The sequence below is a fragment of the Bacillus sp. NPDC060175 genome (assembly GCF_042728695.1).
Taxonomy (GTDB): domain Bacteria; phylum Bacillota; class Bacilli; order Bacillales; family Bacillaceae_G; genus Bacillus_A.
The window spans coordinates 1-23,866 of sequence record NZ_JBHWYR010000070.1; the positions used below are offsets into that span (position 1 = coordinate 1).

The following is a 23,866-nucleotide window of genomic DNA, read 5'->3' on the forward strand; positions in this document are numbered from 1 at the left end:
GCCTAGATTTTTCCAATGTTATTTATAATTGGGATTGCTATTAAAATAACAATCTAGAGCATTGCTCATGTTTAAATAGGGAAAAGGATCCAATTTATTGGTGTATATATGTTTAAGGGTTAAAAAATCTTCCTAACAGTTAGGAAGATTTTTGTTTTAAGACTATTTAATTATGTTAACTAAATTGAAAAATAGCAATCGTAATAAAAGTCAAGCAAGGATATGAAATAAATAAAAAAATGTAACATGTAGCTAAAAATGATAAATCAATCAGTGGGAAATTTATTAGTAATAAAAACACTTTAATCGAATTTAAATTTTTTTAAAATGTATCGTTCGTTACGTAAAATTTTTTTATATTTGTAAATAGAACGATTTATGAATTTTAAGTTCGAATTTGCTATGAACGGATTAAATATAAATTAAGTGATAAAAACGTAAAAAAGCATTTAAGTTCGATTTAGTATAAATCTCATTAAAAATTCCCGTATCATCTCATCAAGTATAGTTTACTTGGTTTTTGATACAGAGAAACACTTACTCTATACAACTTTGTATAATATATATTATGTTAACTAGAAAAAGTAATAAACTTACCATATGTTAATTTAAGTTATTACACTTCCCTTTTCTTTGTTCATGATTGGTTGTGTGTTATATGAATTGATAAAGCTTAATAGCTCGGATAAGTTGCTCTAATATATTTTTGTTGTTTATTTTCATAAATAATACCGCAAACAAATTTTAGTTAAGATAAAAAAGCAATTTGTTTAATCGTTAACTTTAAACAAATTGCTTCGATATTAATTTAATTGATAATAAGTTTTTAAATTAGTTTGCTACAGCAATTGCTTCGATTTCAATTAATAAGTTATCGTTAATTAACTTTCTAACTTCTACAGCTGAACTTGCTGGTGGATTCTTAGTATCAATGTATTGATCTCGAATTTCTCTTACAATGGCCATTTGAGAAATATCTGTTAAGAAAAATGTTAATTTTACTACATCATTAAATTTTAATTCCGAAGTTTCTAATGCTTTTTTAATATTTTCAAATACTTGTCGCGTTTGTATAGCTAAATCACCAATGCCAACAATTTGACCGTCAGTATTGATCGCTACTTGTCCAGATATGTAAATTGTTCGTTTAGCATTATTAACCTCGACTATATGCGAATATCCGAAAGTCGTTGGCATATTTTCTGGATTGATAAATTTCTTTTGCAAGGTCCCTCGCTCCTTTTTGTATCTTTTTTTCTCTTTTTTTCTCTATATACAACTTTAGGTAATTGTCTATTTTACTTTTGACATATCCTTCTGCTACATATGTGAAGTTATAATATGCTACTGATATTTATAAAATTGGGTATTTAACAGATTATATATGTTTGATTTTCTTGAATGCCGATTAATTACGCCTTGTTTTATTAATTCTTCAGTTACTTTTGTATAGAAAAAGTGATACCACCAAATAAAAAATTCTTCGTAAGTAATTTCTTTCGAGTATCTGCTGCTTGCAAAGTATTCTTTTAAAGGTTTCTCATTTTCTTTAAATAATAAGATCAAATCTTCACTAATCGTGTTCGCGATTTCACTAAGTATAGATAAGTCTGCGGCTTTAAAAACTGGGATAATTGATTTTGAATTTTGATATAAGCCTAATTTTTCGTATAATACATTTAAATTTAAGTCTACTTGTCTATCTACTGCTACAAAATTTTCAACTAATTGCTTTTTCGTATAATTAATATCGGTAATAGCATCGTGAAAATATTCTTCAAACGTTTCTTTATTCGCAGTTATTAAATTCAAAGTTGTATATCGAGTGTTTCCATAAAGTCCAATTTGATATTCTTCTAAATCCAAATACGTATTACCATACATTCCAAAGGCCTCGTTGTCTGTTTGTTCTTGTTCTTGAATCGCATAATAATATCTTTTATTGTTTCTCAAAGGCCGTTCTGTTTCTAAATAGTTTTCTTCAATGTTAATTATTTGTCCAAAATCTAATAACACACCGCTATAAAGTAAAAGACTATACGATTCTTTAGATAAATGATTAAATGTCTCGATTCTTTTGGAAATAGCATCAATTTAATTATAATACTTCTCAATTATGTTAAGTGTAGGTTTAATTAGAGGCTCACATAGGTTATACAGCTTTTCTCCTTCATTAGCTGATATAACCATACACGTTGGATAGTAACTCCCTTCTGTCTTTTTCAATAAACCTTCTAGTTCTAGTGCATGCATTTGTTTTTCGAATTCCTCGTTAGTCCAATTTAGCTTCGTTTTTATAGCATTTGATTCTTTGCTCAGATGGAGCATTACAAGCAAATGTTGAAGATTTGTTCCACTTATTTTTATAGATGGAGAGTTGTCTCCAGATGAAATCATTTTAGTCTCATAATCTGTTTGTAGTATTTTCTCTGGAGTATTATTATTAACAAGCATCATTGAATCCCTCCTTTTTAATTAAGTCAATTGTAAAATCTATGTATTAATTATGTTCTATAAATAAAAATAAGTATCCTCTAATAAGCTCAAATTAAAAACCTTAGTACAGTTATACTAAGGTTTTTTGGGTTTTTATAATGAATTATTGGTATATGTTAAATTGATTTCTTCATAGTCTTTTTTAAATTGATTATCATTTGTTAACCAACTTTTAAATGTCAATTCGCTATAATCTTCTTTTATGTCATACTTTCTCTTCCAACTACCTATAGCTCGCCTTGGAACGTTATTGTCTGTTAAAACCATGCGGATATACCTAGCAGACACATTAGCAAGCATAGCGATCTCTGAGGTTCTCTTCCCTTCTGTATAAAGCTGAATCATTTCAAATCTTGATAGTTTACATTTTGACTTCTTTTTATTTCCTTCATGCATGTAAAGACTCTCCTTCCATTGAATAATTAGATGAATATCTGCTTCTTAAACATATGATGAAACGTACGCTTTTTGTGATTTTCGAGAAGGAATTTACTTGATTAAAACAATCTACAATTACATAATATTAGTTTTAGCTGCTGCTAAATGAATTTCATTTTATATATATAAATAATGAATTTGACGAATTTATGAAATGTACTGCATTAAAGATGAAAGGTAAAACGATATAGTTTACACTACAAATAGCTACAATAACAACATACGTATATTGTTAAACGTAAAAAGGAGAACTAATGAAAAAGAAATATACAAATCAAATCCATACTGATGTAAGTTTTAAACCGAAAAATATTATAGGTTTAATGACTGATTACTTTAAAATGAAAACAAAGCTGCGTCCTATAAAGAATTTACCTATTGTTTTATCGAATAAAGATAATGAGTCTTTAGAGAGTGTTACATGGTTTGGTCATTCTGCTTCTCTTTTAAAAATAGAAGGTAAAAAACTATTATTAGATCCTATGTTTGGCGATGCCTCTTCCCCATTTCCTGTTTTTAATAGTAAGCGGTATAGTGGCGCGTTTTCTTTAGAACGTGAAGATCTTCAGGAAATTGATGCGATTATCATTTCGCATAATCACTATGACCATTTAAATTACAAAAGTATTATGCAGTTAAAAGATCGCGCAAAGCACTTTTATGTTCCGACTGGAGTTGCACGTTATCTTATTAAATGGGGTGTTTCACCTAATAAAATTAGTGAGCATAATTGGTGGGATGAAATTGCATTTGATAATATTAAATTAGTTTGTACACCTGCAAGGCATTTCTCAGGACGTAGTATGACAGATAGAGATTGTTCGTTATGGTGTTCATGGGTTATCCTTGGTCAAGAAACGAAAGTCTTCTTTAGTGGCGATAGTGGCTATGCTCCTCACTTTAAGGAAATTGGTGATAAATACGGTCCATTCGATCTTACTTTAATGGAATGCGGGCAATACGATACGAGATGGTCTGCTATTCATATGTTGCCTGAAGAAACAGTTAAAGCTCATATAGACGTTAAAGGAGAATTGCTTGTTCCTATCCATTGGGGTGCTTTTACTTTAGCGTTACATGAATGGAGCGATCCAATTGAGCGAGTTACGAAAGAAGCAAATCGTTTAGGGATTAATATTGTTACACCACGACTAGGTGAAACTATAGCAATTAAAACGAAAGATTATCCTACATCCGCTTGGTGGAGAGAAATTTAATTATAAATATAAAAAGCGCGAACCTTTTTATTAGGGATTCGCGCTTTTTTCTGCATTCATGTTCATTTCATTTGTTCAAACATTGATTATTCTCTGGTGCAACTGATTCAGATACATTGGCAGGGTTACCTATTGATGAAGATTTTTTTCTCTTTCGGAACAATTTCTGGTGAATCCCTTATTTAAGAATTGTTCGCTTTTCTCTGTTGAAAAGTTTACTTTTTTGTATTTATTTCTTAAATAGTGTCCTGCTTAACCAACTCTTCATTCTTATAATCTATTAATTTATGATTAGATAATACAAAAGAGTGCTCTAATATTAATTCATTATGAAGTACTTCAGGTAATAATTTAGGTAACATCTCTCCTACACCGTAATTATAGTCGCTTAATATCCAGGTCGCACTTTTCCAATCTAAAATCCCTTCGGCTATTTTTTTAGGTGTGTGATATGTAAATCCATAAGGTAGTTCTACTACATAAACATACATGCCGCCAGAGTATGGAGAGTCCTCCCATTTAATAATGCCTTTAAATTGAATTTGATTTTGTTCAACATCTATATTTGTTTCTTCTTTTATTTCACGAATTGCATTTTCTAACGGTGTTTCTCCTTTTTCTATCTTCCCTCCTACACCGTTCCATAATCCTTTTACAGGATCATATTCTCTATTTAGCATAAGTATTTCTTCATTTCTTTTTATAAAACATAAAGTATGCTTGTACATTTTTTAATTCCTTCCTTTGTTCTTAATAAGTTCTAACTGGTGATATAAGATGTACTACTGCAGATTGTTCACCTGCTTCAATTAATATCGGTCTCATAGAACCACCAAAACTTAAAGTAACTGTTTCTTCTTTCATTGTTTTTAAAGCATCAACCATAAAACGTCCATCAAAAGAGATATTTAATTGCTTCTCTCCATGAATCGTATCTATTTGTTGTGTTTCGGATATCTTACCGACCTGAGAAGCGTTAGAAGATATTTTTATTGTGGATTCGTCGATGATTTCTAAATTTACGTTGTTATTCGCCCATTCACTTGCTAATAAACTAGATCGATCTACACCTTGTAAAATCTTTTTTCTATCTATGTTAATTACCGTTTGAAACTCATTCGGTATTAGGCTAGATATATTAGGGTATTTCCCTTCAATTAACCTTGAATACAACGTAATTGTACCGAATTTAAAAATAATGTGACTCTCTGAAAGATATATGTATACAAAGTTTGAATTGTTGTTCATTAATTTTAGAAGTTCACTAATAGTTGAACTTGGTATAATGCAATTTGCTTTCGCATGAGATGAAATTAATATTTCACATAAAGCCAGTCTATGCGAATCAGTCGCAGCACAAATTAATTTATTATGATCAAAAACGATATGTACGCCAGTAAGAACGGGTCTAGATTCATTTTTAGCAGCTGCAAAGGCAGTTTGTTTAAATACTTCAATCAATTGTTCCGTTTCTACTTTTATTTCTGAGTGTTCGTCTATAAATGGTACATTAGGAAACTCATTTGACGAGAATCCATTTAAGTTTAAAGTAATTTCATCAGATTGTATTGTAATCAACTGCTCATTCATACTTTTTATTAAAATCTCACTTGGCATTTTCTTAATAATTTCAATGAAATATTTTGCCGGTACAACAATACTCCCTGCTTTTAAAACAGTTACAATTTGTACGTCTTCACTTGAACTAGGTATAAACTTTTCAATAAAAATGTTTGAATTGCTTGCGATTAAAGTAATTCCATATTGATCTGCTGTTATTTTAATTCCGGATAATATAGGAATTAAAGTTTTTGTCGAGATAGCTTTACTTACTTCTGAAAGTGCCTGTGTAAAGTGTTTGTGATTAACAATAAACTCCATTTTTCCCCCGCCTTAAATGAAATAATATCTTTATGAAGATTGATGAATTATAGTTCCATTAAAAATATAAGGTACTGTTTCTTTCTTTTGTAAAAAGCCTTTTAAGTGTTCTGGTATACGTAAATAAGGTTCTGCTTTATACAATTCCATCCAAGTTATTTCTTCGATCTCTTTTGGACGTGATATGCAGATTTCCCCTCCTATTATTTCTCCTGAAAAATTAAAGAAGATTGCATGATGTCCTCTCTCCTCGAAAAAAGCTTCACTAATGGAACAAACCCCTTTTACGGATATATCTAGCCCTGTTTCTTCTTTCACTTCACGAATTGCTGCCTCTTCTAACGTTTCCCCGAATTTAACTGCTCCACCTGGTAAGGTGTAATAAGAACCATTTTCCCCTTTGTTTTTAACCATTAAGAGCTTTTCATGCGTTTCATCATATAGAAGTGCGTATGTAACATTTACTTTTTTCATATGTAGTCCCCTTCAATGAAAAGAATTTTCTGTCTTCTGTTTATTCTACCATTAAATCGTTTTGCTTCATAAATAGTAATTCGAGTAAATAACGAATATGAAACGATATCACGTTCATAAACACACAAAAAAAGAGTCCTATCATAAGGACTCTTTTTTAGCATTAAGCTATTTTTCGATTTAATTGTTTTATTTCCTTCTTCTTTTCTACATTTGGAGGCCGGATTAATATAGAGATAACGAATGATATAATACTTAAAACGCCGATTGTAATGAAAGTTGGCTGAAATCCGCCGAGTAGTGCTCCGATAAATGATCCTGCGAGTGCACCAAATCCGAAGCCTTGGTAAACAATTCCGTAGTTCGTACTATGGTTTTTTAATCCGAAGAAATCCCCGACGATGGCTGGGAATATAGTGATGTTACCACCAAAACAAAAAGCAACACTTGCTACACAGGCAAAATAAATACCGTAATTCAATGGAATAAAACTTAAAGTGAAAACGGACAATCCAATAATAATAAATGTTGCAGATACGATTTTTAATCTACCTATTTTATCCGATAACGTTCCGAGAATAATTCTCCCCACTGTATTAAAGACGGCAATCATTGCGACGGCATTAGCTGCAGTTGCTGCACTAAGACCAACGAGCTGCACCCCAATGTCTTTTACCATTCCGATTAAATACAAACCACCCATACATGATGTGAACAGCATAAAAAACAAGAGATATACTTGTTTCGTTCGCATCATTTCACGCGGAGTATAGTCATTGTGTAATGTTTCAGTTACGGTGTTACTTACATTTGCTTCGCGTAAGAAGAACGATCCAATCAATACTAAAAGTAAGACGATAATACCCCAATATAAAAATGCTTGTGATACACCAAGACTATTAATAAGATTCCCGTTTATATATCTAAAGATTAAGCTACCCATTCCGTATGCTGAAACAGATATACCAGAAATGAGCCCTTTACGATTCGGAAACCATTTAATTAAATTAGATAGTGATGTAATATACGCAGTTCCATCTGCATAACCGACAACAACACCAGCTAATAAATAAAGTAATGGTAATGATGAAACTTGTGAACTGAGTATTAAACCGAGTCCTAGAACAATACCTGCAGTAGCAATGAGTTTACGAAGTCCTAATTTTTGTTGTAGCTTTGCTGCAAATAGTGTTGAAAATGATAAAGAAAAACTCGTAATAGAGAAAGTGATTGCGACTGAATTAAGGTTCCATCCAAACTTACTTACAAGGGGCTGATTAAATAAACTCCATGTATAAATTGTTCCTAGGCCAATTTGAACAATGATTGTACCTAGAACAATTAATAGCGGATTTATAGATGTTTGTTTCATACTAACTGTCCTCTTCTTTTTTCATGACATGAATTTTCTCAGTTAGTATATCCATGATAAATTGCAAGATACTGTACGGAAAATGGAAATTAAGTTAGCTTACACAAAAAGACACTTCATCAAGAAGTGCCTTTTTGTAGGTTATATACAGCATTTAAAGAAAGCTTTGTTAAGATAAGACATTTTCGAATGCTTATGTATATATGTTATCAAATAATTTGCTGAAAGTGATGAGACTTAAGACGTATTTTTCTTTCATAAATAAGTCGGAGAGAAAATTAATATTCAATTTCCTCAAAGTCTTTCGGCTGCGGTACAGTTTGCATATTAGCTGCATCTTTCGGATCGCTATAAATCGCGTTTTGTTCTGTGTTTACATCCTTTATATTTTGCTTTTTATTTTTATTCACTTCATTTTTCATTAAAGTTCACTCCTTTTTATTATAGGAGTAGTTATACCCTAACCATAGTATTTTTACTGCTACTAAATGTATCAGCGACTAAATTGCTAAATTCACGTAAATAATATAAATAATTATCCCCACCATAGTTGTATCTTTTATTGTACATTTTAGCAACGACGACATTATATTCTGGAATGACTAATATCGTTGGTCCTGTAATTCCTAATATTTGATAGGAACCTTTAGGAACTCGCTCACCAAGTTCGCTAAATAAAGCAGGTTCATTTTGAACGAACCAAAACAACCCGTTTTGAGGTAGTTCTTTATTTGTATACTCCGGACTTTGTAAGCTCGTAGCAAGTGCTATAACTTCTTTTGGCACAATTTGTTTACCATTTAAAAACCCTTTATTTAAATGCAGGTTCCCCCAGTAGGCAAATTCTCTCGCAGAGACAAAAAGATTTTTCTCGGAGCCGTCATCTACTGCACCAACACTACTTATTGCATCTTCATCTGGGTTTACAACAACCTTAACTAAATTATCATCTTGTTTTATTCTCCATCCAGTTTCTTTGAAATCAGCAGGTATGAATACACGCTCCTTTAATAGTTCAGGAAAACTCTTATTATACAGTTGATAAATAAGCTGCGTCACCATTCTTACATTAATATCTCTGTACGCCCAAGCTTGTCCCGGCTCAAATTCACGAAAAGCTGTCCCATCATCGGTTTCATTTAAACCGTGTGAATGAGTTACTAAATGTCTTATCGTTGTCTTTCCAAGTAATGAAGGATCATATTCTTTAAAATAATTTACAGCCTCGTCATCAAGAGATTTTATTTTCCCCTCATAAACTGCATAAGCTACCATTAATCCTAAATAGCTTTTTCTTGCGGAAGCGACATTGAATTGTGAAGATATAGTTACTTTTTTACTAGTAGGAGTATTTGAATGCGTTCCACTATAATGCTCTAGCACAATCTTATTATCTTTCATAATACAAAGTGCTGCCGTAGAACTTTGATTTGTCTCTTTAATGTTTTCTACCCATGAAATTAATTTTTCATATTTGTACAAATAAATATCCCCCTAAAACATATAAAAATAACAGCATGAAAGAAAAGTTTCAATACATTATAACTTTGCATCTGCACTTTTCTTTCATGTGAAATATTATTGATCTATAGTACTTAAATAATCCACCAGTTCCAGCAATTAGAACAGCTGAAACAACCAACACAGCCTACACAACCTACGCAACCGCCGCAACGTCCGCCGCCACAACCACCACAGCGACCACCACAACCGCCACCGCCACAACGTCCGCCGCCACCGCATCCGCCACAACGACGTGCATCGTCTTGAATGTAGTAATATGGATATTGATTTTGTTGCTGATCCCAATACACAACATTACCAGGTTGATAAGCATTAAGGTTTAACGCTTGTAGTTCTTGTTGAAAATCATTCATTATGAAACCCTCCATTTACAAATGTGAATTCCGTCCAAATTTTCAAGTTTATTTACTTTTAAAAATAAAGTAGAAATAAGGCTATAGACTAAATGCGTACATCAACAAAATATGACTTTACACTAGGTGATGTACCTTGTTTATGAGCCTATTTTCTTTATATTCTTTTAGTGGACGGAATTAATATAAATAGAGACGATTAAAAGTTACTAATCCAGCAAGTTAATAGTTCATCACTTAATTTTCTTTCTAGTAATGCTTTTACTGAAGGTGTTGGCATTATTGTATAGGAGTTTATATTTTCTTTATTAAAATCAATCCAGTGAAATGCTAAATGGGACTCTTTAGATATTGGAGTGAAATCGGGTTTTAACTCATTTGAATCTATTTCAAAAATGTGGTTAATTTCATGGTGGAGCATTTCTTTGGCTTGCCATTGATTTTCTATGACGCCTAAAAATTGTTTTATACTGCAAGTTACTCCAAGTTCTTCTCGCAACTCTCTTATTAGTGCATTCTCTGCTGATTCCCCAATTTCAACATGGCCACCGGGTAAAAAATAATGATGTCCTATGTATTCAGCAACTAGCAATTTTTCATCTTTAATCATAACAGCTCGTACAATGTGATGTAATTTACTGTTCAATTGATATTCCTCCTAATTATTTACTTTATACTTGATTAAAAAAGTCATTTGCCTTATTTAAAGTTAAACAAATAAACGATACACTTGTTCACCGTCATAATCATGTCCTAATGGCTGAAAACCGTAACGTTCATATAGTTTCTTTGCAGAGATATTATCTTTATGTACTGTTAATCTAATTTCTTTACACTCTTTAAATCTATTTTTTATTAAATTAATGATTTCTTGCAATGCTGCTTTGCCGTACCCTTTTCCTTGCTGCTTTTTATCAATGATAAATCCATTTATCCAATACATGTCTGTTGTCTCCTGTACAAAAGCTTGCATAATAAAACCAACTATAAGATCACGATCATATATAGCGAAGGGAATATATTTAACGTTTTCACCATCTGGTTTTATGTATACTTTAGCAAGTGATACTGCCACTGCCGGAACAAATTGCATTTGATTTTCTTTAACTTGTAACTTTAATGCATCTTCCCAATTTTCTCTCGTAACAATTTTTAATTGGACGTTCACTATTTTAAGCTCCTTTAAAAAGAGAATTTATCTTTTATATTCAACGGAGTGAAATGATTCCCTTTTTCGACATCAACTCATAACATGATTTTCATAAAATCCTGAATAAATTTTTCCTCATCTAATTGTAACGCTATACGCGCCCCTTCAGATTTAGAGTGTGGGCGAAAATCAGCAAAAGTTTGTCCCTTCGTTTCGCCACATATATCCACAGTCACTTTTCGGGATGTATAATTTAAAAATGTAGGATTCACTAAACCACTTATAGCAAGTACATCGTGTAATAATGGCCCTTCAATAGATGGATTGAGTTTTTGGTATGCTGATAAATAATAATCGTACATGGGTTTCATAATCGGCTTAAATGGATTTTGTGTATTAGCTAAAATATAAGTAAATATATTTGGTGTTAAAACTGTTTTATTTGTTACATTTAAAGGGAATAACGTTATGTTTTTCGCTTGCTGAAATACAATTTGACTTGCTATAGGATCTCCGTACACGTTTGCCTCTGCTAATGGAGTAACATTCCCTGCTTCTAAAAAGACACCACCCATAAAATAAATTCCTTTTACATTTAACATCAAGTCGTTCCATAAATTAAAAGCAATCGCTAACGAGGTAGATCTTCCTACATCAACAATTGTTAAATCTTCTCCATACTTTACAAGAATCGCAGCAATACTACCAAAATTGTATATCGGAATAGATAACACACTTTCCGGTACATGTATGGGTCCTAATCCTTCTGGCCCATGAATTTCAGGGTAATACGTTGTAATTTCATTTGTAAGTGGCTTTGTTGCACCGCTAATTACAGGAATATCTTGTCTGTTTGCTAACTGTAAAATATATGCGGCATTATGAGCGGCATGTATATGTTCAACATTTCCATATCCAGTTACGATACCAACAATTTCAATTTCAGGATGTAGTAATCCGTACATAATTGCAAATGAATCATCAATACCTGGGTCTCCGAAAAATAAAACTTTCTTCAAGAAACGTTCCCCTTTCATAGGTAAGATAATTATGTATATGTGAAAAAAATTTAAATCTATACACTTCTAAGCAAATATTAATGGTGAGTAGTGTGGCGATAAAAAAGAACTGGTATTATACTAGTTCTTACTCTGGTAATCATCTAACAGTATAATTAAACTCCGTACAAATGCTGGACTAGTGCATATTAATATAGATATTTTCCGTTATATCTATATTAAAAACCCCATATTAGTTCAATATTGTACAACTACTCGCAGAGGTGTCTTACCATACTTTTTCGCTCTCGATTTGCTCATAATTATCTTTTTTAAATGTTAAATGAGCAATCACAACTCCAAGTATAGTAATTATCCCTCCAATTATCGAAACAAAGGTTGGCACCTCACCTAACCATACCCAAGCAATAAAGCATGCAGTTACTGGTGTTAAATATAGAGAACTTGTTGCCTCAGAAGCACCGGCATGGGATGTAATATATGCTAATGCAATATACGGCAGGACTGTCGGGAACACACCTAAATATATAACACTCAAAGTAGCCTCAATAGGAGCTGCTACGATTTCTTGATAAATCCCTGGTAAAAAAATAAGCATACATACAGTACCAGACCAAATTGTATATATTGTAAATGGCAAGAAACCGTACTTTTTTAAGTACGACTTTTGGAAAACGAAAAATAGGCTTTCTGAAAATGCCGCAAATAATATAAGGAATATCCCACTATTCAATTGAATGGAATCTCCTTGACTTAATGATAAAAAAGTAATTCCTGCTAAACTAATTACACCACCGATCCAACCATTTAATTTCATTTTTTCATTCAAAAAAACAGAAGCAAGAATTGCCGTTAATATAGGTGTTACAGATACAATTAAACTAGCAGGTCCAGCATTCACATTCTTCTCACCGTAGTTCAGTGCAATATGATAAATAGTAAATCCTAGAGCACCAAATATAAAAATTACTGGAATGTCTTTTAAATCAGGTAAACGTAATTTGTATATTAACGAAAACAGAATAAGAATTAAAGAAGCGATTAGTAATCGTAGCAAAGTAAGGTGTTCAGGTGTGTAAGCTTCAAGCCCCATCCGAATTCCTGGAAAAGCTGTTCCCCATATAAGAATCGTAAAAGCGTGAGCACATACAATACGAAAATCCCATTTTTTATTATACATATTTTCTCTCCCTCTCCAATAAATCAGCCATTTTCTAATTACCAATTATTTCTTTTCATCATATTTAATAGTTGGTACAATGTCTTCAACCAGTTATTCCTCGAAAAAACCAACCACTTTGCATTTTTAAAATGAATGAGGGAGTTTTTAATATGTCTACTGATAAAAAACTGCCTAAATATCGGCAGATAATAGACTATATGAAAGAAAAAATCGAATACGGAGAATGGCCGATTGGAAGTAAGATTCCTAGCCAGCGGCAGTTAGCGAAATTATTTCATGTAAATCGTAGTACTGTAATAACCGCACTAGAAGAACTTATGGCAGATGGCTTAATTCAAGGGCAAATCGGAGCAGGAACAATTGTAAAGAATAATACATGGTCATTATTAGCGACTAATCCCCCTCCTGATTGGAGTGAATATGTGAAAGCCGGTATTCATAAACCAAGTAAATTAATGGTTCGAGAAATTAATGAAGCAGAAGTAAACAAAAAATTCATTCATCTTAGTAAAGGAGAACTTGCACCTCATCTTTTCCCGTTAGAAACTATGCAATTTATTATGCGAAATGTATGTGAGGAGCTAGATTATTTCGGATACGAGGAACAAAAAGGATATTTCCCTTTACGTGAAGCGATAAGTAATTATGTAAAATCATTCGGAATAAATACATCTCCAAGTTCTGTATTAATAGTCTCTGGTGCATTGCAGGCATTACAATTAATATCAATTGGTCTCTTACGTAGAGAATCAACTGTTTTACTTGAACAACCATCTTACTTATATTCACTACATGTATTTCAATCGGCTAATATTCACCTTTCTGGAATACAGATGGATCATCATGGTATTTTTCCTAATGACTTGATAAGACGAATTAATTATAGTCAAAAGAAAAATATTTTATATTCGATTCCTTGTTTTCAAAATCCAACGGGTGCATTAATGTCCATAGAGCGCCGAAAAGAAATACTAAAAATTTGCGGAAAAGAACAATTGCCTATCATTGAAGATGATATTTATCGTGAGTTATGGATTGATGAACTACCTCCACCTCCGTTAAAATCAATGGATAAACATGGACATGTATTATATATTGGTAGTCTCTCTAAAACGCTTAGTCCAGGACTTAGAATTGGTTGGATTATCGGACCAGAGCCAGTTATTGATAGATTATCAGACATAAAAATGCAAACAGACTATGGATCGAGTTCTTTATCTCAAAGAGTTGCTGCAGAATGGTTAAGTAAAGGTTTTTATGAAGAACACGTTGCGAACGTAAGGATCCACCTGAAAGAGCGCAGACGAATGATGGTACAAGCTTTAGACAAGTATTGTGCAGATATTGCTACATGGGATATTCCAAGTGGTGGATTTTTTATATGGCTAACGGTTGTACCTAACATTCCAATGAAAAAACTGTTTTCAGAGGCACTATCAAAGGGAGTTCTTTTAAACCCAGGACGTATTTATGAAGAAGAATCGGATCAGTGCATACGCTTATCGTATGGATATGCTTCCCCTGAACAAATTACTCAAGGTATTTATATATTAAGTAATTTGATTCGTAAGTTAATGGCATAATAAAAATCCTCTTTTATATAAAGAGGATTTTTATTTGTACCTTATTTACCACAATCTCATTTCCTGTCCTAATAAAATAAGTTCTTCATAAGGATCTCCGTCAATTTTTAATACTTGTGCAAAAGCCGGTTCTGTTTTTATGCCTTGTTCTTTTAATTGGATGATTTTTTTTCTAATATGGGGATGCTGCATTAATAGCATGTGCTCCACTATCATATGTTTATATGCATTTTGGTTACGCACTGGCTGCGGTTGACCAAATAATTCAAATTCAAAACCTTCCAATTGAAAAGTTGCCTTTATTGTTAAGATATTTCTAATGTTTTTCTTTTTCATTTCAAAACCTTCATATGAACCATACAAAGATCTAATTTCCTGTTCAAAAACATCATAATTATGTACTTCCATTACAATATCTAAGTCAGAGTGAAGGGTATCAATTCTAATAGGGATTGTCCCGCAAAGTACAGGACTATATAAAGCTAAATCCGCCATTATGTTTAGTTTATTCATAACGTCGTAAACTTTTTGTTGTTTATCGTTCCCAGATTGTAAGTATGTGATAGATGTAAACATAAACGTCTCTCCTTCATTTAACGTAATACTCATCTCACTAAATTTGAGAAAAAATTCAATCATTTCATTTTGTTCTAGGAGTACCCTTATTTCAATATATTAAGGCGAACTAACTATATTTTTCAACTTTTCTCCTATACTGCAATACTATAAAAATAAAAAAGGAGGAACTTTTATGAGCATTTTCAACATTCTTTTGACCATACACATATTATTTGGAACCATATGTTTAATTACTGGCATTGTAGCGATGGTTGCTCAAAAAAAGAAAGGAAAACATACGGAATGGGGCGAAATATATCATGCATCGTATGTTGTCATCACCCTTACTGCAATACTATTATCCATTATAAACTGGGATGAAATCGCATATTTATTTTATGTAGCAATTTTCTCTTATTCATTTGCGATTTATGGCTACCTTGCAAGAAAAAAGCGTTGGAAAAATTGGATTCGCCACCATATTAGAGGTATGTTAGGCTCCTATATCGGTGCCGTAACCGCACTTTTAGTAAACGTCGGAATTCATATTCCAATTATTAATTTACTGCCGCCTATATGGTTTTGGTTTTTACCTACCTTAATTGCCATTCCTCTCGTAGCCAGTGTATCAAAAAAATATAAAAAACAAAGGAAGAATTAATTACATTTTGATTACTTTCTAAGTAAGCTTATGAAAAATTATGCTTAATACTGCAAGTAGTATTATTATTTTGATTCCATGTTTCCGATGATATAATGGGTTATATTATTCCATTTAAATTAAATATAGGAGGATTTTAATGATACTATCACAAGATAAAAACATTAAACTAGCGATACATGGAATTACTTTATTATCTTTCTTGGCCTTTTTCCTCTTTGGTAATACACTTTTCTTTATACCGCTCATACTTTATTTCGTTTTCAAATCACAAAGTATAAAAGAAATGAATCTAGAATCAGCCCTTTTCCAATTTGGAGTATGGCTCACTGTATTTCTTTGGAACTTCGTAGTAGTCCGTACACTCATGCTTTCTTTATTACACATTGACTTGAGTACAAATTCCTTATTTGTTATTTTTGGAACAATTCCACTATATATAATACTTTTAGCTGCTGTAATTTTAGGACCACTTAAAGGGATTTTATATGAATTACAAAATAAAGAATTTCATTATCCTATTGTTTCACGATGGGTGCATAGAACTAAATAAAAAGAATCCAATATTTTTATTGGATTCTTTTTGGTTTCTCTTTTGCATAGTTATTTAAACTTCGGCCCAAGGTATTCAATGATATTACCATCATGAAAACAGCCGTATATCATTTCCTATTGGGTAATTCTTTTTATTTATGATTTTTTCCATCCAATATTGAATGTAAACGATCCGGATAATTAGTAAACATCCCGTCGACGCCCCAAGAAAGTAACTTTTTAATATCTTTTTCAGTATCTACTGTAAATGGATGAACTTCTAATCCATAATTCTTTATTTTTTTTACGTAGGCTGCATCAATATATTTGTAATTCATACCAAGACCTATGCAGTATGTTTTATACTTTTCTATTTCTGATTCTGTTAATTGAACTGATTTTTTATATGATAATAATTGTACTAGCGGTATATTGGTATTTAAATTATGAATCTTTCGCAGACTTTCTTCACTAAATGATTGAATAATAGCTTTATCATTTATTTGGTAGCGATTTATAATTTCTAATAGTTTTTCTTCCATTCCAGGATATTCATCTGGTGATTTTGTTTCGATATAATAGTTAGCATTATGTCCAAACGTTTCAATAATTTCTTCTAGTGTTGGAACTTTAGCATCTTCAAATTCTTTTTTTGCTAAATTTGGATGCTTTTTATTGAAAAAAGAACCTGCATTTAGTTTCTTTATTTCTTCTAATGTATGTTCTTTAACTAATCCCATACCGTTAGTTGTACGGTTTAATGTTTCATCATGCATAGCTATTAAATGTCCATCTTTTGTCATTTGAAGATCTATTTCTATGTAATCACCCTTTAATTGTCGCCCTAATTTATAAGCTGCTATTGTATGTTCTGGTGCATATGCAGAAGCACCTCTATGTGCAATGTTTTTTATATGATTTGATTGATTAGTAGCTTTTATATAATTATGTTCATTTACTTGTTGAAAAACAAAGATGCTTATTACTATGAAGAAACAAATGATTGTAATTAGAGATATTTTGTTCATAACAGTATGTTAACTCCTATATTTAAAACAATTTGACTTGATCATTTACTCAAATAAATGACGATTTTCAAAAACAGTCATTTGTCCTACAGCTTGAAAGCCGGATTTTTTATAAATATTTATTCCATCAGGTGAAGCTTGTAATACACAATACGTATTTTTTAGTTGTTTAGCTTCTTGCAGCAGGAAATTAAACATAGTAGAGCCAAAACCTTTTCCTCTCATTTCTTCTTTAGTCGCTATATCATAAATACCGACACTATCTTTCGTACATACTAAAGAGCCAACAGATACTACCTCACCTTTATAAAGACCTAAGTATAGTTTCATGTCGTCACTATTCCATAAATCTAAAGAGGAAATTTGATTATAGTACGCTTGAACGTGAGTACCTTCTACTGATGTACCGAATAAAGCCGCTAACGTTTCGCCAAATTTTTGTATTTGTACCGGCGAAGTTGTTTTTTGTATTATAAAACCTGCTGGTATGTCTAATGTAGGATGAATTGTTTTTAAATCTGCAACCATTGCAATATTATTTTCCGCTTCTATTAATCTAAGTTTTAGTAACTCGTACTTAAGTGTATTCTCTCGCTTTGAATCCCAATACCAAACACTTATAGGAAACCCTTTTTGATTAAATTGTTCTATCTCCGCACATAATTCCTCGTTTCCTTCCGTTAAGTTACTGTTTAATAAAGTAATAATATTAAATGTATCTGTAGGTAAACCACAGTTAACTGCAATATAATTCTTCGTTTTCTTTACACTCATCCCTTGCACATAACGAGCAACATATGAAGTTTTGTATATAAAATTATCTATAAGTAACTTTTGATAATTCATCAATTATGCTCCTTTAAAAAATAGTAATTAAATAATACCTATATTAAATATAACATATAAGAAATTTCACTTAATCAATGAAATCCCTCTTTTTAACCCCTTTATATCACACAATGTAGCATAATAAGAATTAAAAATGATATAATATTGTCGGAATGAAAAAAGTGGTATATAATAAACATTAACATTACTAGTAATTATTTTAGGTATTCCTAGAATAAAGGAGCGATACATATGAAAATTACTATTTATTTCGGAAGTCATGAAGATCAAGATGTTCGTACAATGGACTGTCATTTAGATGTAGAGGATACAGAAGAGATTGTATCTGTATCTTAATATAAATAATGGGATGAAACCTCTTCCCTGCAACGTTTAAGGCACCTTTTATAGGTGTCTTTTTTGTTGTTTTTTCGTCAAAAACCCTTTACTTTAGTGCGTTTTAATAGTAAAATATAAATATACGAACAAACGTTCTTTTTTATTTTAATCGTACATGAAGGGATGATTTTATCAATGGCTCCAGCGAAGCGCAGAGGAAGAAAAAAGCAAACACCTATTATTTCAAATACAGGCTTTATTGGCTCTGTCTTTATTGATACATTGGAGTTACAAAAGAAATCCTATTATTTCGCTCGTAAAAAACTTCAAATTGTTCATCACGTACTAGATGGTCTATCTGGAGCAACGAGTGCATTATTTAAAGAACATAATATATCCGCATACATGTCATGTGTGTATTTACATAAACAAAAGAAAATCGGCTTTGTTCTTTCAACAAAACCGTTTGAACAAAGTGATGGCGTTGCTTACTTTATAAATTATTTAATCGAAAAGAATTTTTACGGTAACGAAGAAGTAGAATATAAAGAAGTATTTAATACAGGTTTTATTGGTGTAGTATTCGCGGATTTATCTAGTATAGATCGCTTTAATTTTGAGTTTGAAATGGGTATGCTAACGAAATTAATGAAAGATATGATTATTCCGGTTAAAGAGCTCTTTTTGCGCCACAATGTACCGGCTTACATCTCCACTTCTCATTTAGAGGAGCAAAATAAATTAGGTTTCGTTCTATCTGTAAAGCCATATGATGAACGTGCAGAAGCAGATTTATACTTCGAAACATATTTAAAAGAGCGCGGATTATTTATTGGTGATGAAGAAGATGATATTGATAAAATAGTTATTAGAAAGACAGCTGAATTACGATAGTTTTCCAGTACAACTTACATTAATAAATTGTTCCGTATTTAATTTGAACTTAATACCTTCCTATTGGTAATAGGAAGGTATTAATAATTTATTAGTCCTTATGCTTTTCATACATCTCTATTTTTTTATTTAGTAAATCTTTACCCCAGACTTGCATTGCTTTTAATACAGGTATAAACTTTTTCCCCTGCTCTGTTAAAGAATATTCTACCTTTGGTGGAACAACTTTATAAACTTCTCTGTGTACTAGCTCGTCCTCTTCAAGCTCTCTTAATTGTCTAGTTAAGATTCCTTTTGAGATACCAGGTAACATCCTCAATAATTCATTAAACCTAATAATTTCATTTTTGCTTAAATGCCACAAAATCACGATTTTCCATCTTCCTGCAATTGCATTTTGGGTAACTGTTAATGGACAAATTTCTTGCTGTGTTTCTTTAGAAACCGATTCATCTTGATAACTAAAACGTGCCATAATAAAATCTCCTTTTTCGCTAAGTACTATTTTTATGACTATGTTATTAAATTGTGCCTACTTACATAAATCCTTCTTAAGAAATAGTATATGTAATGTATACAAAAATCAAAAATAACGCTGTATGTAACGGAGGAGATTGTATGAAAGTTTTAGTAACAGGTGCAAACGGAAATTTAGGTTCTAAAATTGTTGAGTATTTACTTACCAGATTATCAATTGAAGAAATACTTGTTGGTGTACGTGATGACAAGTCTGAAAAAGCACTTAGCTATAAGGAACAAGGCTTAGAAGTACGTGTAACGGATTTTGAAAATCAAGAAACCTTGTTTTCAGCATTCAAAGATGTTGATCGTTTATTCATCATGTCAACATTTGGTGACTTTGATACAGTTATACGTCAGCATACAAATGCAGTAGAAGCTGCCCAAGCAACAGGTGTAAAATAAATTATTTATCCAAGTGTTACAAGAGCAGAAGGAAATGACTTCTTCCTAGCGGGCATGCATAGAGCACGTGAAGTAGCAATTATTGAATCAGGTATTCCTTATGTGATTCTGCGTAACAACTGGTATGTAGAAAATGAACTTGGTACAATTCAAAGCTGTATGGCTGGTACCCCTTGGGTGACTTCTGCAGGAGAAGGGAAAATCGGTTGGGTATATCGTCCGGATTTAGCTGAAGCAGCAGCGAATGTTTTGGTAGCTGATGGTCACAAAAATAAGATTTATGAACTTTCTGGTGAAAATTTAAAACAACAGCAATTTGTTGATACATTAAGTGAAGTATTAGGAAAAGAAATTCCTTTATTAGAAGTAGATGACTCTTCTTATGAAGAAATGTTAAAAGGTGCTGGAGTACCTGAAGCCTACCTTCCAATGTTAGTAATGACTCAAAAAGGGATTCGTGAAGGAGGATTAGAATCGACACATACCCATTTGAATTTCTTATTAGAACGTCAGGCTACACCATTAAAGCAAGCATTAACACATTTATTAGTAAATACAAAATAGATAAATCAAATAATAAATTTTGTATTTTACAAAGTGCCAGTCCACATTAGGACTGGCACTTTTTTATTACTGCCTTTACTTCGACCATCTATCACTTTAGTTAAAGAAGGATTTTTAAACAACATTATTATTTTTTAAAGGACTTTATTGCAAAATAAACATCTTTTTGTTACTTAACAAATTTACTTAGCTACGCAAAACACTATAATCTTTTGAATGAATTTCTAAGTTCAACTTATTTGAATAAGCCTTATTCAAAATAAGAAATACTATCCCTCCTGTAATTGGAAGCGTGTAAGCAGGGATATAATTTAATAATAATCCTGATAATGCCAATGCTATTGGCTGCATCATTTTACCTATACTTAATCCAATACCGAGTACCCTCCCCCTATATTCATCAGGAATCTCTTTTTGCATGAAATAAATTAAAGGAATATCAATTAACGCTATTATTAGCCCTAAAAAGAACATAACAACACAATACGTAATAACGTATACAAAATCATTTACTTCAAAACTTTTGAATAGAACTGGAATTCCTGAAATAATCATAAAAACTGCCAACATTGAACCTAGCTTTTTCAAAAGATAAGAGTAAGAAAAACGATTAGTTATCTTTTTTACTAAAATTGCACCAATTATCATCCCTACTGGAAAAGTCCCTTGAATGATACCAAATTGCTTAGAACTAAGATTGAGAACTGTGTTAATAATGTATGGTAATGGAACAGTTACAGCAAATCCTAAGAAGAAATTAAGCGAAATTAAAATATGAAATGTATTCTTTAAGCTTTCTTTTTCAAGTAAATAAGAAAACCCCTCCTTTAAATCTTTAATAAAATTAATTTCTCTTATTAAACATTCTTCATTTATGTCGTGCTTGAACAATTTTAAGTGAATAAACATTATGGATATGCCCGAAAGAATAAATGAAATACCATTTATAATTATAAAAGTTTTTATATCTAAGACAGCAAAAACGATGCCACCTAACATAGGACCGAGAATCAAAGATACAGAATCAATAATTTTACTTATAGAATTAATACTCATTAACCTCTTTTCAGAGACGATATTTGGTTTTGCGGCTTCTAACCCTATTCCAAAGAATGTTGTAAATACAGACATAAGAAAGGTAGTAGCATAAATGATGAATAAGTTTAATCCATAATTGCTGCTTACTATATAAATAGCAATTAATAAGCCTCCATTTAGTAGATCCATACAAACAACTAGTTTCTTTTTATCAACCTTATCTGCGATTACGCCAGCAAATGGATTCATAACAATCATTGGAATCGTTCCTAAAATGAGTGTGATTGCGAAATTTAATGCTGATCCGGTTGTTTGTAAAACATATAATCCTAATGCGAAACTATAAATAGAGCTACCAAATATTGATACTGTTTTCCCAATTACATAGAGACAAATATTTTTTAGTTCTTGGTTGCTTTTTTCATTTTGTAAATGTAATCGTAAACTCCCCATAACTTTTCCCTCCCACTTAACTTTGTATTACGTACAGTGTAAGTTCTCGGGTCAACCCAATATCAATATGCTAGTATTAAAACTTTTAAAAGAAAAATTAAAAAAGATGGGGTTAACCCCATCTTTTTCCGAAAAATGAATATGTATAAATTTCTTCTCCTTGAACAAAGAAATTCTCGTATTTTCCCCCTCGTTCTATATATTCTGAAGTTCTTTCATCTATGGAATTAAACTGTAGCTTTTGGATTTCTCCCTTCACTTTTGAAGACGTAAAATTATCTCTTAATCTAGTTGTAATTTGGCTATTTATGCCAAAATTTTTAAATACAATAAATGAACTTAATAAATAACAATCAGGTTTGAATAGATAGTTTAATTCGTTCAATAAAAATTTTTCATGCTCAAAACTGTAATTACTTGTACCAGACTGATCAATTACAATATCAACAGACTGATTCTGAATAGGTATACTTAAAAAATCAGCGCAAATAAAAAGAATGTTTCTTTTGGAATTTCTTTTTTCAATTACATCTTTTAAAAATAGAAGTTTATTCAAATCTCGATCAACAGCAATATATAAGCAATCTTCCGGCAGCTCTTCATAAATATTTCGTAAAAAGAAGCCAAGACCCGATCCTATATCAAGTATTACCTTGTCATTTAAATCTAGTTGTTTTAGTTTCTTTTTCGCCCATTCTCCTACTCTATGTATATTCTCCAAATAAGAAGAATCAGTTGCATGGATATAATCTGAAATAGGATCTTCAAAAGAAGCCCTGTCAGACGTTTCAAATGATTTACCTGCTGTTAAAATCCCTGAAGCAATAACATACTCTTCGCCACAATTACAAGTTAAATTCCCCTCCGTAATTTGATTACTATTAATAATTCCATCTTGAAGAATTAAATTTCCGCTACACTTAAAACATGTAAGAAAGTTAAGTACCCTTAAATCTACCCCTAAAATTGAATTAGAAATCTCAGTTGTTATAGATAAATCATTTAACGCTTCCTTTAATTTATCTTTTCTTTCCTTTAAACTCTTTATTTCTTGTTTAACCTTTTCATATTTCAATTTAAATAAAGATTGGTAAAAAGTATCTTTTTCGTAATTCATAGATTTTGCTAAACTTTTATAAAGAAAAAGTTCTTTAATTTCATTCAAACTAAATCCTAGCCATTTGTATTCTAATATAAGCTCTATATCTTTTTGACAATACTCATCAAAAAAATAATGGCCACCCTTCTTTTCAGGGATAATTAGTCCGAGATCCATATAATGTCTAATCGTATCTATACTTAAATTATTTTTTTCTCCAAATTTACCGATTTTCATAATATCACTACCAATATAT

Annotated in this window: 24 protein-coding genes and 2 pseudogenes; 6 read left to right on the forward strand and 20 right to left on the reverse strand. The window is 31.5% G+C overall.

Annotated elements, in window-relative coordinates; translation table 11 throughout:
• Positions 1-831: 831 nt before the first annotated feature.
• From ACFWDE_RS24625 to ACFWDE_RS24635, 3 genes and pseudogenes are all read right to left on the reverse strand, one after another.
• A complete protein-coding gene (locus ACFWDE_RS24625) occupies positions 832-1,227 on the reverse strand; it encodes a RidA family protein (protein ID WP_377895316.1) in 396 nt (131 codons plus the stop codon).
• A gap of 117 nt (positions 1,228-1,344) precedes the next feature.
• Positions 1,345-2,454, reverse strand: a pseudogene (locus ACFWDE_RS24630) (hypothetical protein).
• A 135-nt stretch (positions 2,455-2,589) separates the two neighbouring features.
• Positions 2,590-2,892 (reverse strand): hypothetical protein, encoded by a 303-nt coding sequence (locus ACFWDE_RS24635; RefSeq protein ID WP_377895318.1) that lies wholly within the window; start codon positions 2,890-2,892, stop codon positions 2,590-2,592.
• 296 nt (positions 2,893-3,188) lie between these two features.
• Between ACFWDE_RS24635 and ACFWDE_RS24640 the strand changes: the two genes are divergently transcribed.
• Entirely contained in the window at positions 3,189-4,151 is a 963-nt protein-coding gene (locus ACFWDE_RS24640) for an MBL fold metallo-hydrolase (RefSeq protein ID WP_377895320.1), read from the forward strand.
• Between the two features lie 236 nt (positions 4,152-4,387).
• On the opposite strand, the gene ACFWDE_RS24645 is transcribed toward ACFWDE_RS24640, so the two are convergent.
• The 11 genes from ACFWDE_RS24645 to ACFWDE_RS24695 form a co-directional block, all read right to left on the reverse strand.
• The gene (locus tag ACFWDE_RS24645; RefSeq protein ID WP_377895322.1) at positions 4,388-4,879 is read right to left on the reverse strand and encodes an NUDIX hydrolase; all 492 of its coding nucleotides are present in this window, start codon (positions 4,877-4,879) and stop codon (positions 4,388-4,390) included.
• A gap of 22 nt (positions 4,880-4,901) precedes the next feature.
• Positions 4,902-6,032 (reverse strand): DNA polymerase III subunit beta, encoded by a 1,131-nt coding sequence (dnaN, locus tag ACFWDE_RS24650; RefSeq protein ID WP_377895325.1) that lies wholly within the window; start codon positions 6,030-6,032, stop codon positions 4,902-4,904.
• Between the two features lie 30 nt (positions 6,033-6,062).
• On the reverse strand, positions 6,063-6,506 hold the full coding sequence (locus ACFWDE_RS24655; protein ID WP_377895329.1) for an NUDIX hydrolase: 444 nt from the start codon (positions 6,504-6,506) through the stop codon (positions 6,063-6,065).
• Positions 6,507-6,669: 163 nt separating this feature from the next.
• Positions 6,670-7,878: an L-lactate MFS transporter gene (locus ACFWDE_RS24660; protein ID WP_377895331.1), complete on the reverse strand. Its 1,209-nt coding sequence runs from the start codon at positions 7,876-7,878 to the stop codon at positions 6,670-6,672.
• 278 nt (positions 7,879-8,156) lie between these two features.
• On the reverse strand, positions 8,157-8,300 hold the full coding sequence (locus ACFWDE_RS24665; RefSeq protein ID WP_002013225.1) for a hypothetical protein: 144 nt from the start codon (positions 8,298-8,300) through the stop codon (positions 8,157-8,159).
• Positions 8,301-8,331: 31 nt separating this feature from the next.
• Complete coding sequence (locus tag ACFWDE_RS24670) at positions 8,332-9,360, reverse strand: serine hydrolase domain-containing protein (protein ID WP_377895333.1); 1,029 nt, start codon at positions 9,358-9,360, stop codon at positions 8,332-8,334.
• A 113-nt stretch (positions 9,361-9,473) separates the two neighbouring features.
• Complete coding sequence (locus ACFWDE_RS24675) at positions 9,474-9,755, reverse strand: heterocycloanthracin/sonorensin family bacteriocin (RefSeq protein ID WP_377895336.1); 282 nt, start codon at positions 9,753-9,755, stop codon at positions 9,474-9,476.
• Between the two features lie 199 nt (positions 9,756-9,954).
• A complete protein-coding gene (locus tag ACFWDE_RS24680; RefSeq protein ID WP_377895338.1) occupies positions 9,955-10,401 on the reverse strand; it encodes an NUDIX domain-containing protein in 447 nt (148 codons plus the stop codon).
• Between the two features lie 63 nt (positions 10,402-10,464).
• Entirely contained in the window at positions 10,465-10,923 is a 459-nt protein-coding gene (locus ACFWDE_RS24685) for a GNAT family N-acetyltransferase (protein WP_377895341.1), read from the reverse strand.
• Positions 10,924-11,000: 77 nt separating this feature from the next.
• Positions 11,001-11,924, reverse strand: coding sequence for a nucleoside hydrolase (locus tag ACFWDE_RS24690; protein WP_377895343.1), 924 nt, complete (start codon positions 11,922-11,924; stop codon positions 11,001-11,003).
• 268 nt (positions 11,925-12,192) lie between these two features.
• The gene (locus ACFWDE_RS24695) at positions 12,193-13,104 is read right to left on the reverse strand and encodes a DMT family transporter (protein WP_377895345.1); all 912 of its coding nucleotides are present in this window, start codon (positions 13,102-13,104) and stop codon (positions 12,193-12,195) included.
• A gap of 152 nt (positions 13,105-13,256) precedes the next feature.
• On the opposite strand from ACFWDE_RS24695, the gene pdxR reads away from it, so the two are divergent.
• Positions 13,257-14,690 (forward strand): MocR-like pyridoxine biosynthesis transcription factor PdxR, encoded by a 1,434-nt coding sequence (pdxR, locus tag ACFWDE_RS24700; RefSeq protein WP_377895348.1) that lies wholly within the window; start codon positions 13,257-13,259, stop codon positions 14,688-14,690.
• A 45-nt stretch (positions 14,691-14,735) separates the two neighbouring features.
• Here the strand turns inward: pdxR and ACFWDE_RS24705 are convergent, their stop codons facing one another.
• Complete coding sequence (locus tag ACFWDE_RS24705; RefSeq protein ID WP_377895350.1) at positions 14,736-15,266, reverse strand: DUF4269 domain-containing protein; 531 nt, start codon at positions 15,264-15,266, stop codon at positions 14,736-14,738.
• A gap of 175 nt (positions 15,267-15,441) precedes the next feature.
• Between ACFWDE_RS24705 and ACFWDE_RS24710 the strand changes: the two genes are divergently transcribed.
• Both ACFWDE_RS24710 and ACFWDE_RS24715 read left to right on the forward strand, forming a co-directional pair.
• The gene (locus ACFWDE_RS24710) at positions 15,442-15,909 is read left to right on the forward strand and encodes a DUF2306 domain-containing protein (RefSeq protein WP_377895353.1); all 468 of its coding nucleotides are present in this window, start codon (positions 15,442-15,444) and stop codon (positions 15,907-15,909) included.
• A gap of 139 nt (positions 15,910-16,048) precedes the next feature.
• Positions 16,049-16,462 carry a magnetosome magnetite crystal formation protein family gene (locus ACFWDE_RS24715; protein WP_377895355.1) on the forward strand — a complete coding sequence of 138 codons (414 nt, stop codon included), beginning with the start codon at positions 16,049-16,051 and terminating at the stop codon, positions 16,460-16,462.
• Between the two features lie 133 nt (positions 16,463-16,595).
• Here ACFWDE_RS24715 and ACFWDE_RS24720 read toward each other — a convergent pair whose 3' ends face one another.
• Together ACFWDE_RS24720 and ACFWDE_RS24725 are read right to left on the reverse strand one after the other, a co-directional pair.
• On the reverse strand, positions 16,596-17,471 hold the full coding sequence (locus tag ACFWDE_RS24720; protein WP_377895356.1) for a glycerophosphodiester phosphodiesterase: 876 nt from the start codon (positions 17,469-17,471) through the stop codon (positions 16,596-16,598).
• A gap of 45 nt (positions 17,472-17,516) precedes the next feature.
• The gene (locus tag ACFWDE_RS24725; protein WP_377895358.1) at positions 17,517-18,317 is read right to left on the reverse strand and encodes a GNAT family N-acetyltransferase; all 801 of its coding nucleotides are present in this window, start codon (positions 18,315-18,317) and stop codon (positions 17,517-17,519) included.
• Between the two features lie 516 nt (positions 18,318-18,833).
• On the opposite strand from ACFWDE_RS24725, the gene ACFWDE_RS24730 reads away from it, so the two are divergent.
• The gene (locus tag ACFWDE_RS24730; protein ID WP_377895361.1) at positions 18,834-19,532 is read left to right on the forward strand and encodes a hypothetical protein; all 699 of its coding nucleotides are present in this window, start codon (positions 18,834-18,836) and stop codon (positions 19,530-19,532) included.
• A 91-nt stretch (positions 19,533-19,623) separates the two neighbouring features.
• On the opposite strand, the gene ACFWDE_RS24735 is transcribed toward ACFWDE_RS24730, so the two are convergent.
• Complete coding sequence (locus ACFWDE_RS24735; protein WP_377895363.1) at positions 19,624-20,007, reverse strand: winged helix-turn-helix transcriptional regulator; 384 nt, start codon at positions 20,005-20,007, stop codon at positions 19,624-19,626.
• Between the two features lie 143 nt (positions 20,008-20,150).
• Between ACFWDE_RS24735 and ACFWDE_RS24740 the strand changes: the two are divergent.
• Positions 20,151-21,020: pseudogene (locus ACFWDE_RS24740) on the forward strand (SDR family oxidoreductase).
• 186 nt (positions 21,021-21,206) lie between these two features.
• Here ACFWDE_RS24740 and ACFWDE_RS24745 read toward each other — a convergent pair.
• Both ACFWDE_RS24745 and ACFWDE_RS24750 read right to left on the reverse strand, forming a co-directional pair.
• Positions 21,207-22,511: an MFS transporter gene (locus tag ACFWDE_RS24745; RefSeq protein ID WP_377895365.1), complete on the reverse strand. Its 1,305-nt coding sequence runs from the start codon at positions 22,509-22,511 to the stop codon at positions 21,207-21,209.
• A 112-nt stretch (positions 22,512-22,623) separates the two neighbouring features.
• Positions 22,624-23,847 carry a methyltransferase domain-containing protein gene (locus tag ACFWDE_RS24750; protein WP_377895368.1) on the reverse strand — a complete coding sequence of 408 codons (1,224 nt, stop codon included), beginning with the start codon at positions 23,845-23,847 and terminating at the stop codon, positions 22,624-22,626.
• Between the last annotated feature and the right edge of the window lie 19 nt (positions 23,848-23,866).